A 13514-nucleotide genomic window follows, 5' to 3' on the forward strand; every position below is an offset into this window, starting at 1 on the left:
TGGTTTGATGGCGATAAGGATATGGCAAGGTATACCCAAACACATTTTCCTTCAGCCTTCATCCCCGGTTCGGAACACCTTAGACTTAAAAAGAAGGTTGAAAACTTTGAAGGAGGAACGTTTATTCTCGTAGTTCCTCCACCGCCTCATAGATGTCCGCCTGCACCTTATGAAAGGGCTGCGATGATAGCACACGTGTTTAAACAAAATGAAGTTGACGGGAAGATTATAATCCTTGACCCCAAAGGAAATATAGCTCCCAAAGGGCCCGGTTTCAGGATGGCTTACGAACAGCTATACCTTGGTATGGTCGAATACGTTCCGAACGCAAAGATAAAGGAAGTTGACCCTGTTAAGAAAGTCATAAAGACAACTGCAGGAGACTTTAAGTTTGATGATGCTAACTTAAACCCGCCTCATCAGGCTGCTGATATAGCATGGAAAGCAGGCCTTGTTAATCCTAAGACAGGATGGTGCGAGGTTGACCCGGTGACGCTTCAGTCAAAGGTTGATCCAAGAGTGTTCATACCGGGAGATGCCAATTCCGTAAAAGGCTTCCCGAAGAGCGGAGATATGGCAAACAACCAAACGAAGTATATGCTCGTTAAGGCAATAAAAGCTATGATTGAAGGGAAAGACCCCCTTGAATACGTAAAAGCTCCAACAAACACCTGTTACTCAATGGTAAACGGGGACCCTAAAGAGGCCATAGTTATAAACGTCATTTACGAGATAGATAAAAACAAAAGAATGCCTGTTAAGAAGAAGGTTAACGTTGAAAACGAGCGTTCCACCGCCCTCGCACGTGCAACCTTTGAGTGGGCTAAAGCGATGTATAGGGATATGTTCTCGTGAGGTGAGAGATGGACAGAAGGGGTTTTATAAGAACCTGCGGGTCAGCTGCTGCCCTCTCCTTCTTGTCTCCCCTTTTTTTAACTGAGAGCTTAAAAGCCCAAACGAACAAACTTAAGAGGTATAAAAAGGCAATCTTACTTAACAAAGAGGGAAAACCCTTAGACCCGGAAAGTCTTGAGGTAGGGAGACAATACCTCTTCTTTTACCCATACAGGTCTACACCGGCTTTTTTAATAAACCTCGGTGAGGAAGTAAAACCCGTAGAGGTTAAGCTCTCCGATGGAAGTTCCTACCTTTGGCCCGGAGGTGTTGGCCCTAAAAAGAGCATAATTTCCTTTTGTGCTATATGTCCCCACCAACTCAGTTATCCCACCCCCGAATACTCCTTTATAAACTACTATCCGAAAGATAGACCTTCCAAGGCTGTAAAAAGGGGAAACGTGATACAGTGCTGTGCCCATATGTCCATTTTCGACCCGACGAAAGGGGGAGCGGTTTTAGACGGTCCGGCGGAATACCCCCTCCTGACGATAGTCCTGTCTTACGAAGGTGGGAAGCTATACGCGGTGGGAACTCTGGGGGTGGAAAGGTTCAGGGACTTTTTTGACGCATACCGTTCGGAACTCAAGAAGATGTATAGGTCCTTTAGGAAAGCTAAGAAAAAGGTTGATAAATCGGTAGTTCTTCCCGTGGAGGAGTATGTAAATGAGGTCATCTTCTGTTAACAGAAGGGACTTAATTCTTGCAGGAGGCCTTGGACTTCTTGCCGTCAGTGTTCCGAGGAGCTTAGTATTCGGTGAACCTAAAGGGAACAGGGTCATCGTAGTAGGGGGAGGATACGGAGGAGTTACAACCGCAAAGTACGTTAAGAAACTCTCTCCCGAGGCTGAGGTTATCCTCATAGAGAAAAACCCATTATTTGTATCCTGTCCCCTCAGTAATTTTTACCTTGTCGGACTCATAGACTACGGATCCCTTTGCTTCCCTTACAACACACTTGTGGTTAAATACGGAATAAAGTTCATCAACGACGAGGTTATAGACATAGACCTATCAAGAAGGGAGGTGATAACGGGTAGCGGGAAAGTTAAGTATGACTACCTCGTTCTTTCCCTCGGGATAGAGTATGATTACGAAGAAAACCCCGCCTTTAAGAACGTTTACTGGAGCTATCCACCCGCATTCAGACCGGGAAGCGAGCATCTCTACCTCAGGAAAATGCTTGATAGCTTTGAGGGGGATAAGTTCGTCATAACAGTTCCTAAAATGCCTTACCGATGTCCTACCGCGCCTTACGAGAGAGCGGCTATGCTCCTTTCATACGCGCGCAAAGAGGGGTTAAAAATGCATCTTTACTTTATAGACGAGAACGCCTACCCTCCGGTTATGACGGAAGGTTTTCTGAAGGCTTACGAGGACTTTTACAAAGACGAAGCGACATACATAACCGAGGCGAAAGTTCTTGAGATAGACCCGAAAAGTAAAGTTGTGAAGACTACCAAAGGAAGCGTAAAGTTTGATATGGCTAACTTCATACCTCCTATGAGAGCACCTAAACTCCTTGAAAAGATAGGTCTTGTTAAGAAGGGAAGAAAGTGGGTTCTCGTAGACCCCATGACTTACGAGACAAGTGTTAAAAACGTCTTCGTAATAGGTGACAGCTGTGAGACGTATCTCCCGAAGAGCGGATACGCGGCCCATTCGGAAGGGAAAGTGGTGGCAAAGATTATATCCTCAAGGATAAAAGGTAAGGAGTGGGAAGGGGAGATAATCCAGCACGGGATATGCTACGCGATGGTAAACTTAAAACAGGCCATAATGATGGAGGTTGAGTATAAATACGACTTCAAAACGAAAAAGGTTAAAAAAGAGATTTACGAGGATAACGTGTGGAAGGTTTCAACCGCAAAGAGGTATTACGAGTGGGCAAGGGGATTATGGAGGGATATGTTCACCTGAAACATTTTTCTCTTTTCTCCACGTTCAATAAAACAACGAATATATTGTTTTCCATAGACTTCTTAAAGCTTCTTAAGAGTTTTCTCTCCTTTTCAAAAAGCCTTTTTACAATATCCTTTTCCGATTTTTTGTTGAAAACAATCCAGTTTGTGAATAAACTGGGACTTGATAAAACGGTATAAAACTCATTTCTGTAGGGAAGAATAAATTTTTTTATATTCTTACTGAAGTAAACAATCGGAAAATTATCAGCATCATCCATAAGAACGCACCTATTATCTGTATCCAACAGGTTGGCAACTTCCATATAAGGAACAAGATTTTTCTCAGATTTCTCGAACAGAAAAATTTTAGTAAAATTTTTTTCGTAAAAGTTTGGAGAATATTTGGGGATGAAAACTAAGGAAATGAAATTAATTAGGACTAAGGGAATAATTTTCCTATCAAGCTTCATCAGGTTATTAAAGAATAAGAAGAAAAGCAAAAATAAAGCTGAGTTCACCAAAAATCCGTCAATTAAGTTCCACTTTATAGAAATCAATTGAAAAATTATAGGTATGAAATAGATGAAATATACAGGTAACGAATATAAGTCCCTAAAATCTTTAAGATAAAAAAAGCCTGCAAAGTAAATAAATCCTGCAATTGCATTAAGCAATATAAAATTAATTAACCTCTCGCTATCGCCCAACGGAGCTAAGGTTTTGAAGTAAGAGTACGGAGATTCTACAAAATGGAAAGGGTTTCCGGTAAACAACCAGTTTAGGTAAATCCACATAAGCAGAAAAGCTATCACAGGAGTTAGATAAACTATTAAAACAGATTTAACAATTTCCCAATCTTTTAACCTCCTGTAGAAAAAGAAAGTCGACAAGAGAAAAAATGGGAGTAAAAGTATCACGCGGAAATCGGTGAAGAAGGATAATCCTAAAAGTAGACCTGAGATAAATAAGTAAACGGATAACCTTTTTATAAAGTAGGAAGCGAGCATTCTGGTTGATAAAGCTATTAAGAAAAAGGAAATGTATAAATCGGGCCTTTGAGTAGCTATGTAGATAAGGAGTGGTGAAAAGAACAGTAACGTAAAAAGGAGTGATACACTTTTCCTTATGGTAAGTGTAAAGATTAACAAACTTACAATTGCAGATAAAGTTGATACAGCTGCAGGTAAATCTCTAAATAACAGGAAAGGTGTAAATACGAGAGGTGGATAAACGAAACCTATATACTCCAATCTGGGACTTACCCCTTCCAGTACTATTCTTGCCTTTTCTGCAAAGAAAATAGGTTTTAAGTGGTAGAAATCTTTATCTTCCAGAATAAATACACTTATCCAATAATAAATGGAAAAGAAAATAAAAAAGATTACAATGTAATATAAAATCTCTCTGAACCTTTTCAAGACTTTTCCTCCATTGGTTTGTATCTTGTTATTCCGTGCTGTGTCTTTTGCCAATAAAATGGTTTTGTAAATAACTCATAAAGGGCAAAGTAAGCCGCAACTGAGTGAAGTATCCAGTAAAAAGGATTAAGAAATGCGTAGGGAAGAAGCTCATAATATTTTCTTTTGAAAACAGCAAGCATATTAAGATAAATTCCGATAAAGTTTCCGAAGAGTAAGTTAAATAAGCTTATGTAGAGTATGGATGGTGGAAATAAAGGCTCTATAAGCTTAGTCTTTGTAAGAACCCATACGATGAAAATTGCCCACACTATCGGATTAACCAGGAAAACGAAGGGTGTTCCACCTATAAGGAGGTGAAAAGCTATAAAGCCTCTCAGCCCTACCATTTTATACAGCCTTCTCGTATTCCTTGCATAAACTAACCACGTCTGCATATAACCTTTAATCCATCTTGAACGCTGTCTTATCCAGTTCCAAAGTTTTGAATTTGCCTCCTCGTAGGTAGTAGAGTTTATTACGCCTACCTTGTAACCTCTTGCAAAAGCCCTTACACCTAAGTCTGCATCTTCCGTAGTGTTGAAAGGATCCCACCCTCCTATTTCCTCAAGCTTCTTTCTATCAAAATGATTACTCGTTCCTCCCAAGGGAATAGGAAGGTTAAGCTTAAATAGCCCCGGAAGGAGGTAATCAAACCAGTAGGAGTACTCAAGGGTGAACATACGCGTTAGAAAGTTTTCATCTCTGTTGAAATAGTTAAGTTGTGCTTGGAAACATATGTATTTATCCCCGCCTTTTTTAAAGGCTATTACTGCCTTCTTCAATTGGTCCGGTTCCGGAATATCTTCCGCGTCGTAAATGGTTAAGTATTCTCCCCTTGCAAAGAAAAGACCGTAGTTGCAAGCCTTAGGTTTGGTCTTGGGTTGACTACTCGGGACTATTATAAAGCGCCAGTTTGCCGGAGGACGCTCTCTCTTTGCAGCTTCCAGGGTCTCTTTATCATCCTCTTCAAGTAAGAGAAGAATATCAAGCTTGTTCTGGGGATAATCCAGCTTTTTTAAGCTTTTTATTAACGTACCTATTACCTCCGGTTCTTTATAAACCGGAATAAGAATGGTGTAAACTGGTAAATTTTTTTCGCTTAAGGCTTTTACTTCCTCCTTTGATACATACTCTTCCACTTCCGTCATCGCACCTGCTATACTTATTACGAACTTAAAAAGGATTGAAACTAAGTAAAATATTTGAATAAATCCCAAAATAAAAATAAAGTAAGTAATGGGACTGTAGTATAACCAGACCAAGGAAAGGAAGATTAAGAAGCCTAGTAGGATAACCTGTCCCTTTGAAAATACACGTGATGCAGAAAACTGTGGAGTCATATAAAATAAGCCGTGAACCGCTCTGTCGATAAATCTATCCTTAAAAGCCCACTCCAAGATTCTTATAAGGTCTAAATCCGTAACCAGTTTAACTACAGCTTTTTTACCTTCGAAATACTTCTCAATAAAATCCTCAAGTTTTTTTGAACAAGGATAGGATGTGTATATATATACAGTTTCCCCTTCTACTTTTGTTGGAATACTTTCGTAGTTAGCAAGTTCTTCCGGGTCAAAAGATTTCAATAAGTCAAGATCTATGCTTTTCTTTAGTTTCTCTAAATTCATAACGAGTTCAAGATTGCAGTGTTCAGCAAGGGCTTTGTAGAAATCTAAACGATTAACGTAACCGAGTGTAGTAAGAATCCATCCTAATCTTCCGCCGAATTTTGTTTGATACTCAAGGGCTTCCTTTAACTGCTCTTCCGTTATTAGCTTTTTTTCTAAAAGAACCTCTCCTATTTTCCTCATTCCTCTCTTTTCAAAATGATTTCCATATACCGATGTAGTAACCCGTCCCATCTCCCGTCTTTCTACCAAAAATTACCCTTTGAAAGCCTGTGTTTATAGAAAACGTTCCGAAACGAAATCTGGGTCCCGCGTAAATCTGTATGAGCTTGTAGTCCGGCTCAAGGGTTATGTTTCGTCCAACCCTTTTTTTCTCTCCGTCCCCCAAACCTATCTGTGCATCAAGTAAAAGAATTATTTGAAGTTCCCGAATAACATCGTATCCGCCCAAGATGTAGGCCCTTACCTGACTTGAAGGGTATCCGAAGTAGTATCTGTACCCTATTCCGCTGTCCACAAATCCCCAGCTAAACCCTTTTCCGTATAAAAGCCCTCCTTCCAATCCTACTCTTCCGTAACCGAGCCTCAGGTTATCCGTTATTGAGTATCCGGTGGGCATGACAGCAACGCCGTATAAGGATAAAGAGCCACCTTCACTTTTTAGATTTCTTATAAATCCCAGTTCCAAATCAGATAACCCTGTTGTTTTAGAAGAACCGCACTCAAGTTCCTGGTAAGGAAGCTTAAAGGTCAAAGTAGTTTTAGGAGTAAGTCCGTACTCTCCGTATAACTCCAGTTCCCTTTTTCTGAAAGTACAGCCGATTGGTTTTTTATCACCGTTTTTGTCGAAGTATTCATCGGCGGTGTAATACCTTCCTGTTATAGCAGTAAACACTTCTTCCTTTTTCCTAACCCATGAGCTTCCAAAAGTTAAAGAAAATGTGATTAATAATATAAGAATTATCATCCTTCCCTCCCTGTTAATTTCGTGTAAACGTAATGTAGGAAAATAAGAGAAATAAAGCCTATTAAGATAAGTACTATTAGCTTATACTTATTCCAGTAATAGGCTATTCCCTTTTCTAGTTCATAACTTACTCTTAGCTTGTTGCCTATAGGAAAGGAAATTTCGTATTCCGTAGTTATTACACCGACGTTTGCAAATATCTTGTATAAAGTTTCGAAGGAAAATCTTCTCAGCACTTTATCACATGAACCGTTACAAACAACATTTAAAACAGGTATGTTTTTATAGCTTCCCGTTTGAACCATAATGAAATCCTTCTCGTAGGAAGATGAGAATAATACATTTCCCGTTGATGGATTGTAAATTCTAAACTTTCCTTTCTCAATAGAAACGGGTATTCTAGCTTTTGCCTTCCCGAAAAAAACTATAAAATCGTAATCCTTTATCGGTTCTATTAATTCTTTCGTAACCTCAACCCTTTCCACATTTTTGTTTCTCTTTCCCAGCTCGGATAGAAACGTAACAAGAATTGGGTCATATAAATCATTATCAACAACAAAAAGTACATTACCGCTTAGAAGTTTTATAAAATCCGATATATTATTTACCTCCCTACTTATATCTTCCCAATAAATGTAAGAATCTTCAAATAATGTAAGTTCATCTTTAGGAACATTCCCGAAACACTCGTCCGAGCTTATGAAATCGTTAAGGGTTACAGTTATTGTATTATCCCCGAAAGTAGTTCCATAGAGGGGAATGTCATAAGATTTTTCTCCCGCTCCCCTTACCTCAAAGCTGTTTATCATCTCACCATTTACGTATACGTTTACACTTGCGTTCTCTTCAACAGGCGTATGAGCTATATGCAGTCTCAACCTTGGTTTTTCCGGAATACCCTTTACATAGGTGTAATTAAAAGTAAAACTTGAAGAAACGTAACCTATACCGACCGAGCTGAAGGTTTTGTATCCCATATCTTTCAAGGTTAAAAGTTCTATTTCCTCTGGTTTTTGTAAACCCTTTACAGCTTTCAAGCTTAATCTTTTACCTAGATTAAGCAAGGGGAAGTACCCCTCTTTAATACCTTTTATAAATTTATCGGATACATAAATCTTTTTTCCGTCTCTAATCGCTCCTTCTACTTTCGGGTCGTATACAAGTATGAATCCCTCTTCCCCGTTAAAAATTATTTTGGGAGAAAGATTAACGTATTTTGACAGGTAAAAAGCAAGAGAGTAAAAATCTTTGTTGGAAGTAGCCTTTATGGAGTAAACGGGGTCATAATTGTGAAATGCGTTGTAAAGTTCGCCTCTATCTTTGTACTCTATATATAGCTTGCTCCTGTCTTCCACAAGCAGATAGACGCGGTTTTCGTAAATATCCTCACATATGGTTTTAGCGTGCCTCAGGTAGCCTTTCACACCAATCTCTATAAAATCTCTGTTGGTTTTTTCAGGAAGTTTTACACTCACCGGATAAGGAAGATTAGAAGGAGAAAATCTACTTACGGGCTTTCCGTTTAAGGTTATTTCTACGTAAGAATTTTTTGTAAGATCAGGTGAAAGTCTTATATAGAGTTCCGCTTTACCACCTTTATAACCGTCGTAAACGGGAATGTAGAAGTAGTATGCAGGATAAACTCCTTTTAGTATTAAGACATCTGTTAATAAACCAAAGTCCTTAAAGCTTCTTACAATTAATTTTCCTTTCTTTACCTCTATACTTCTTTCTTTCCTTTCCTCCTTATGAATTAAAACGATCCTTTTTTCGTTAAACTCACATTTCCTTACGAAAGCAGTTGGAAAAATACGTTCTACTTTCTTCAAGTTGCTTAAAGCTTTTTCCTTATCCTCGTAGAGTCCAATCCTTAAGACGTAAAATCTTCCTATTTTCTCTACCCTCGCTAACGGAAAGTCCTTAACTTTTTCAAATTCCTTCCTTGCCTTTTCAAGATTTTGGAGCGTGGACAGCTGAATACAATACTTATCTACTGAATACGCAAAGGTAAAAATAAAGAGTATTAGTATGAGCAATATCCTACCCCCACTTCTTATTATGTTATTAAGATTTATGCAATCATGCTGAAAAAGCTACTCGCTATTTTCAAAAAGGAAGAGGAAAAAGAAGCAAAGAAAGAGGTAAAAGAAGAGATAAGGGAAGAAGTAAAAGAAGAAGTAAAGGAAGAGAAAAAGGTAAGGGAGCTTACTCTTCAGGAGCTTGAGCTTTTTAAAAGGGCTATGGGCATAACCCCCCACAACTACTGGCAGTGGGCGAGCAGAACGAGGAACTTTAAACTTTTGACTGACGGGGAATGGGTATGGGTTGAGGGGTTTGAAGACCATATAGGTAAACAGCTTCCTCTTACTCAGGCGAGAGCCTGGAGCTGGGAGTTTATACACAACCGCGTTAAGGAGTTAAACTTATAATAAATGCCCGTTAATCTCAGGACACTTTTTAAAAAGAAGGATAAAGGCGAAAAGATAACCGTAATATCTACTTACGACTACTGGAGTGCAAAACTATGCGACGAGGTGGGGATTGATTGTATACTCGTCGGTGATTCCCTCGGAACAGTCATAAAGGGGGAGAAAAACACCCTTTCTGTAACCCTTGAAGAAGTTATATACCACACGAAGTGTGTTACGAGAGGAGTAAAAGAGGCCTTCGTTATAGCGGATATGCCCTTTATGAGCTATCAGGTTTCCTTGGAAAAAGCCGTTGAGAACTGCGGAAGGGTTATAAAGGAGACGGGAGCTAATGCCGTAAAGCTTGAGGGCGGTGAGGAGATAGCTGAACTTGTATACCGATTAAGAAGTATAGGTATTCCCGTTGTGGGACACATAGGGTTTACTCCCCAGAGTATAAACCTATTCGGAAGGCCTGCTGTAGTAGGAAAAAAGTCAGAAGAGGCTGAAAAACTGAGAAGGGATTTCAAAGCCCTTGAAGACGCAGGGGTATTCATGGTGGTTCTCGAAAGTGTCCCGGTTTCATTGGCAAAAGAACTTTGGGAAAACAGCAGGTCTATAGTTATAGGTATAGGAGCGGGGAAGTTTACGGACGGACAGGTTCTCGTTTTTCACGATATCGTGGGGCTCTTTGAGGACTTTAAGCCCAAGTTTGTTAGAAGATACCTTGAAGGTGCTAAACTCATTAAAGAGGCTCTTAAAGGTTTTAAGGAAGACGTTTTAAGCGGAAACTTTCCCTCGGAAGAGGAGAGTTATGGATAGTGAAAAGGTATACAGGTTCTTAACGCTCCTTTCCAGAGCGGGGTTTATTAAGGAGAAGGAGGTTAACGAAGTATTAACGAAGATAAAAGAAGACGAAGATCCCATTGAAGCACTTATAAGGCTAGGGGTCCTTACCGAGGAACAGATAACCTCCTTTTTCAAACAGCAGATGCCCACAAGGGTTGTGGAAAATATAGACGTTTCCAAGATACCCGCAGAAGTTTTAAATCTTATTCCGAGGAACGTAATAGAGAAGTATAAAGTTATACCCTTTAAGGTGGAAAGGGACAGGCTCTACGTCTACACCTTTGACCCATACAACCAGGATATGATAAACGAGCTCAGGTTCATAACAAAGATGCAGGTGGTTCCCTACTACGCTCCTCCTTCGGCAATTAATAAAGCCCTTGATGAGCTATTTCCGAAGGTATCTGAAATACTTGAAGAGATACCTCCAACTGAGATAACGATTGAAGAGATAAACGAGGAGATTTCCCTTGAGGAGGCCCTTGCGAGTGCGGAAGCGGCTCCTATAGTAAAGCTTACTAACCTCATTATTTACGAAGCTATAAGAAGGGGTGCTTCGGACATACACGTTGAACCCCAGGAGAAAAAGGTCGTTGTAAGGTTTCGGATAGACGGTGTTCTCAGGATATTCAGGGAGTTTCCTGCAAGTATTAAGGATGGTCTCGTTACGAGGATAAAGATAATGGCAGATATGGATATATCAGAGAAGAGGAAACCCCAGGACGGGAGGATAAGGGTGAACGTAAGCGGGAAAAAGATAGACCTCAGGGTTAACACGGTTCCCGTGGTATACGGCGAAAAGGTTGTTATGAGAATTCAGGACGCGGAAAAGTACCTTAAAGTAAGGCTTGAGGATCTTGGCTTTGAACCCGATAACTTAGAAAAATACAGAAGAGCTATATGGAAGCCTTGGGGTATGGTTCTTGTATCGGGACCCACAGGGTCAGGTAAAACTACAACCCTTTACGCTTCTCTTATGGAAAGAAACACACCGGATGTAAACATAATGACCGTTGAGGATCCCGTTGAGGTTTCAATTCCCGGTATAAATCAGGTTCAGGTAAACGAAAGAATTGGTCTTACTTTCGCTGAAGTTCTGAGGGCATTCCTGAGGCAGGACCCGGACATTATCCTTGTTGGAGAGATCAGAGATAAGGAAACTGCGGAAATAGCAGTCAGGGCTTCTCTCACGGGGCACCTAGTTTTCTCAACGGTTCACGCAAACGACGCTCCTACAACCATCACCAGACTTGTTGATATGGGAATAGAACCTTTTCTCGTCGGAAGCTCACTTGTAATAGTCGTAGCCCAGAGGCTGATAAGGAAGCTGTGCCCCAAGTGTAAGGAGAAGGCCGACATTCCAAAAGATGTTCTCCTCAGGCTCGGAATAATAGAGGACCCTTCCGAGAACGTCGTGATATACAAAGCTCACGAGGGGGGATGTGAGTACTGCAACTACACAGGGTATAAGGGCAGAACCGCGGTTCACGAGGTTCTTGAGGTGGATGATGAGATAAAGACCCTGATAGTAAGGGGTGCGAACCACGACGATATTAGGAAAAAAGCTGTAGAAAGGGGAATGAGAACTCTCTACATGGACGGACTTATGAAGGTAAAGAAAGGCATAACCTCCATAGAGGAGGTTAATAGGGTTTTAGCTGTCTGAAAAAGAGTTCAAGAACTTTAAGGAAGTCATAAAGATGGTTCAAGATAACGAGTGTAATTACGGGAAGGGATAGGAGAAGAACTATTAAGCCCATCAATACCTGAAGGGGAAGACCAACCATAAATACGTTCATCTGAGGAATGAACCTGTTTACCACGGCGAGAATTAGGTTAAGAATAAGTGCGGAAAGTAGAACGGGAAGGGATACCTTGACGCCCAATTTAAAACTCTCGTAAAAGAACTCAAGAAAGACATCAGGGTTCAAGGAAAAGAGGTTAAAACTCCCCACCGGAACGTTCTTGAAACTTTCCGAAAGGGCGAGAATAACAACCTCAGCACCCCCAACAGAGAGAAACAAAAGAGTCCCGTAAAGGTAAAAGAAAGCACCGAATAGACTCATAGGTGCCTGACCCGGGAGGAATAGCTGGAGAAAACCAAGTCCCGTATGAAGGGCTATTATTTCCCCGGCGACAGCTAAGGCTTCTATAAAGAGTCTCAGGATTAAACCAGCGGTAAAACCGAATAGAAACTCGTTTAAAGCCATAAGGAGAAACTCTCCGAACGTATTAACACTCACGGTTTTTATATCAAAAAAAGAGAGGGCTACGAAGGAAACTGAAAAAGCAAGGTAGAGCCTAACGTTCAGTGGAACGTAGTTTGAAGAAAAAAAGGGAAACAAGGCAAAAAAGGAGACAACTCTGAAGTAAGAAAGGAGAAGCGTAAAGAGAAACTCCTCACGAAGAAATTCCATTTAGAACTTCCCTTGAAAGCTTAAAGGCTCTTCCGGACTTTCGGATTTCCCGTCCGCTACGAGAAGTATTGACGCGGTAAAACAACTCAAGTTTTTGAACTCTTCGGGTGCATTCCCGCTAAGAACAGCTTTATTTATCTCAACCGAATCTTTGAGAACGTCAGAGGTCTCCACATTCTTCGGTAGCTTTATTCCCAATTTGTTGGGGTCTAATTTCTCAACCTCACCGTTTTTCATATTGAGAAAGGAGAGGTTGTCGTTCATCATAAAAACTCCCTGTTCGCCTATTAATTCTAAAGTATTATGAAAAAGCGTATTATAAGCCCAACGGTAAAGAAGGATAGGGACAGGCTTCCGCCGGGTCAGAAGTGGATAAAAGCACCTATAGTTTACGATATAGTTGACGAGATTCCCGACTGGGATATGGAAAACTACAGGTTCAAGGTGTGGGGAGAGGTGGAAAATCCGATAGAGCTTACCTACGAGGAGCTTTTAAAACTTCCTTCCGCGGAGGTTGTTGCTGACTTTCACTGTGTTACCCGTTGGAGCGTCCCGGAAATAGTATGGGAAGGAGTTCTCACAAAAGATATCCTTGAGATTGTAAAACCAAAACCGCCCGCTCAATACGTTCTCGTTCACTGCCTTGAGGGATACACGACAAACGTTCCCGTTGAGTATCTTGAAAAGGAAGACAGCATACTTGCATACAAAATGTTCGGAAAACCCCTGCCGAAGAGACACGGATACCCTTTAAGACTCGTAATACCCCAGCTTTACGCCTGGAAGAGTGCTAAATACGTGTGGGGACTTGAATTTCTAGACCACTTGGTTCCCGGATACTGGGAAGTAAGGGGATATCACCACATAGGAGACCCCTGGAAGGAAGAGAGGTTCTGGGGAGATTAAAATTAAAATTATGATTGTAGGAAAATTTCCCTCCTTAAGACCCCGAAGACTGAGGAGAAACGAGAACATAAGAAGACTCGTAAG

General features: G+C 40.7%; 13 protein-coding genes. 7 read left to right on the top strand and 6 right to left on the bottom strand.

What is annotated here, in order from left to right:
- From ACWB1W_RS04225 to ACWB1W_RS04235, 3 genes are all read left to right on the top strand, one after another.
- Positions 1–855 (top strand): FCSD flavin-binding domain-containing protein (locus ACWB1W_RS04225; protein ID WP_479370144.1); only part of this gene is annotated, 855 nt, incomplete at its 5' end.
- An 8-nt stretch (positions 856–863) separates the two neighbouring features.
- Positions 864–1580, top strand: a complete 717-nt coding sequence (locus tag ACWB1W_RS04230) for a Rieske (2Fe-2S) protein (RefSeq protein WP_479370145.1) — start codon at positions 864–866, stop codon at positions 1578–1580.
- Positions 1561–2814 (top strand): NAD(P)/FAD-dependent oxidoreductase, encoded by a 1254-nt coding sequence (locus tag ACWB1W_RS04235; protein WP_479370146.1) that lies wholly within the window; start codon positions 1561–1563, stop codon positions 2812–2814. Before ACWB1W_RS04230 ends, ACWB1W_RS04235 begins: the two co-directional genes overlap by 20 nt.
- On the opposite strand, the gene ACWB1W_RS04240 is transcribed toward ACWB1W_RS04235, so the two are convergent.
- The 4 genes from ACWB1W_RS04240 to ACWB1W_RS04255 are packed head-to-tail and all read right to left on the bottom strand — an operon-like array spanning position 2807 to position 8886.
- Positions 2807–4216 carry a hypothetical protein gene (locus tag ACWB1W_RS04240; protein WP_479370147.1) on the bottom strand — a complete coding sequence of 470 codons (1410 nt, stop codon included), beginning with the start codon at positions 4214–4216 and terminating at the stop codon, positions 2807–2809. The genes ACWB1W_RS04235 and ACWB1W_RS04240 overlap by 8 nt on opposite strands.
- Complete coding sequence (locus ACWB1W_RS04245; protein WP_479370148.1) at positions 4213–6066, bottom strand: glycosyltransferase family 2 protein; 1854 nt, start codon at positions 6064–6066, stop codon at positions 4213–4215. The genes ACWB1W_RS04240 and ACWB1W_RS04245 overlap by 4 nt, the downstream gene beginning before the upstream one ends.
- A gap of 10 nt (positions 6067–6076) precedes the next feature.
- On the bottom strand, positions 6077–6850 hold the full coding sequence (locus tag ACWB1W_RS04250) for a hypothetical protein (RefSeq protein ID WP_479370149.1): 774 nt from the start codon (positions 6848–6850) through the stop codon (positions 6077–6079).
- A complete protein-coding gene (locus tag ACWB1W_RS04255; protein WP_479370150.1) occupies positions 6847–8886 on the bottom strand; it encodes a cellulose biosynthesis cyclic di-GMP-binding regulatory protein BcsB in 2040 nt (679 codons plus the stop codon). The genes ACWB1W_RS04250 and ACWB1W_RS04255 overlap by 4 nt, the downstream gene beginning before the upstream one ends.
- 45 nt (positions 8887–8931) lie before the next feature.
- Here ACWB1W_RS04255 and ACWB1W_RS04260 point away from each other — a divergent pair, with 45 nt between their 5' ends.
- The 3 genes from ACWB1W_RS04260 to ACWB1W_RS04270 are packed head-to-tail and all read left to right on the top strand — an operon-like array spanning position 8932 to position 11773.
- A complete protein-coding gene (locus ACWB1W_RS04260; protein ID WP_479370151.1) occupies positions 8932–9279 on the top strand; it encodes a hypothetical protein in 348 nt (115 codons plus the stop codon).
- 3 nt (positions 9280–9282) lie between these two features.
- Positions 9283–10080 carry a 3-methyl-2-oxobutanoate hydroxymethyltransferase gene (gene panB / locus ACWB1W_RS04265; RefSeq protein WP_479370152.1) on the top strand — a complete coding sequence of 266 codons (798 nt, stop codon included), beginning with the start codon at positions 9283–9285 and terminating at the stop codon, positions 10078–10080.
- On the top strand, positions 10073–11773 hold the full coding sequence (locus tag ACWB1W_RS04270) for a GspE/PulE family protein (protein WP_479370153.1): 1701 nt from the start codon (positions 10073–10075) through the stop codon (positions 11771–11773). Before panB ends, ACWB1W_RS04270 begins: the two co-directional genes overlap by 8 nt.
- Here the strand turns inward: ACWB1W_RS04270 and fliR are convergent.
- Both fliR and ACWB1W_RS04280 read right to left on the bottom strand, forming a co-directional pair.
- Complete coding sequence (gene fliR / locus ACWB1W_RS04275; protein ID WP_479370154.1) at positions 11751–12524, bottom strand: flagellar biosynthetic protein FliR; 774 nt, start codon at positions 12522–12524, stop codon at positions 11751–11753. The genes ACWB1W_RS04270 and fliR overlap by 23 nt on opposite strands.
- Positions 12525–12791 (bottom strand): hypothetical protein, encoded by a 267-nt coding sequence (locus ACWB1W_RS04280; protein WP_479370155.1) that lies wholly within the window; start codon positions 12789–12791, stop codon positions 12525–12527. It abuts the gene before it with no gap.
- Positions 12792–12827: 36 nt separating this feature from the next.
- Here ACWB1W_RS04280 and ACWB1W_RS04285 point away from each other — a divergent pair, with 36 nt between their 5' ends.
- Positions 12828–13430 (top strand): sulfite oxidase-like oxidoreductase, encoded by a 603-nt coding sequence (locus ACWB1W_RS04285; RefSeq protein WP_479370156.1) that lies wholly within the window; start codon positions 12828–12830, stop codon positions 13428–13430.
- The last annotated feature ends 84 nt before the right edge of the window (positions 13431–13514 follow it).

This window comes from Aquifex sp. (assembly GCF_056494385.1).

Coding starts and splice junctions, on each gene's coding strand:
- ACWB1W_RS04230 (WP_479370145.1), top strand. CDS start 864: ATGGACAGAAGGGGTTTTATAAGAACCTGCGGGTCAGCTGCTGCCCTC.
- ACWB1W_RS04235 (WP_479370146.1), top strand. CDS start 1,561: ATGAGGTCATCTTCTGTTAACAGAAGGGACTTAATTCTTGCAGGAGGC.
- ACWB1W_RS04245 (WP_479370148.1), bottom strand. CDS start 6,066: ATGAGGAAAATAGGAGAGGTTCTTTTAGAAAAAAAGCTAATAACGGAA.
- ACWB1W_RS04250 (WP_479370149.1), bottom strand. CDS start 6,850: ATGATAATTCTTATATTATTAATCACATTTTCTTTAACTTTTGGAAGC.
- ACWB1W_RS04260 (WP_479370151.1), top strand. CDS start 8,932: ATGCTGAAAAAGCTACTCGCTATTTTCAAAAAGGAAGAGGAAAAAGAA.
- panB (WP_479370152.1), top strand. CDS start 9,283: ATGCCCGTTAATCTCAGGACACTTTTTAAAAAGAAGGATAAAGGCGAA.
- ACWB1W_RS04270 (WP_479370153.1), top strand. CDS start 10,073: ATGGATAGTGAAAAGGTATACAGGTTCTTAACGCTCCTTTCCAGAGCG.
- fliR (WP_479370154.1), bottom strand. CDS start 12,524: ATGGAATTTCTTCGTGAGGAGTTTCTCTTTACGCTTCTCCTTTCTTAC.
- ACWB1W_RS04280 (WP_479370155.1), bottom strand. CDS start 12,791: ATGATGAACGACAACCTCTCCTTTCTCAATATGAAAAACGGTGAGGTT.
- ACWB1W_RS04285 (WP_479370156.1), top strand. CDS start 12,828: ATGAAAAAGCGTATTATAAGCCCAACGGTAAAGAAGGATAGGGACAGG.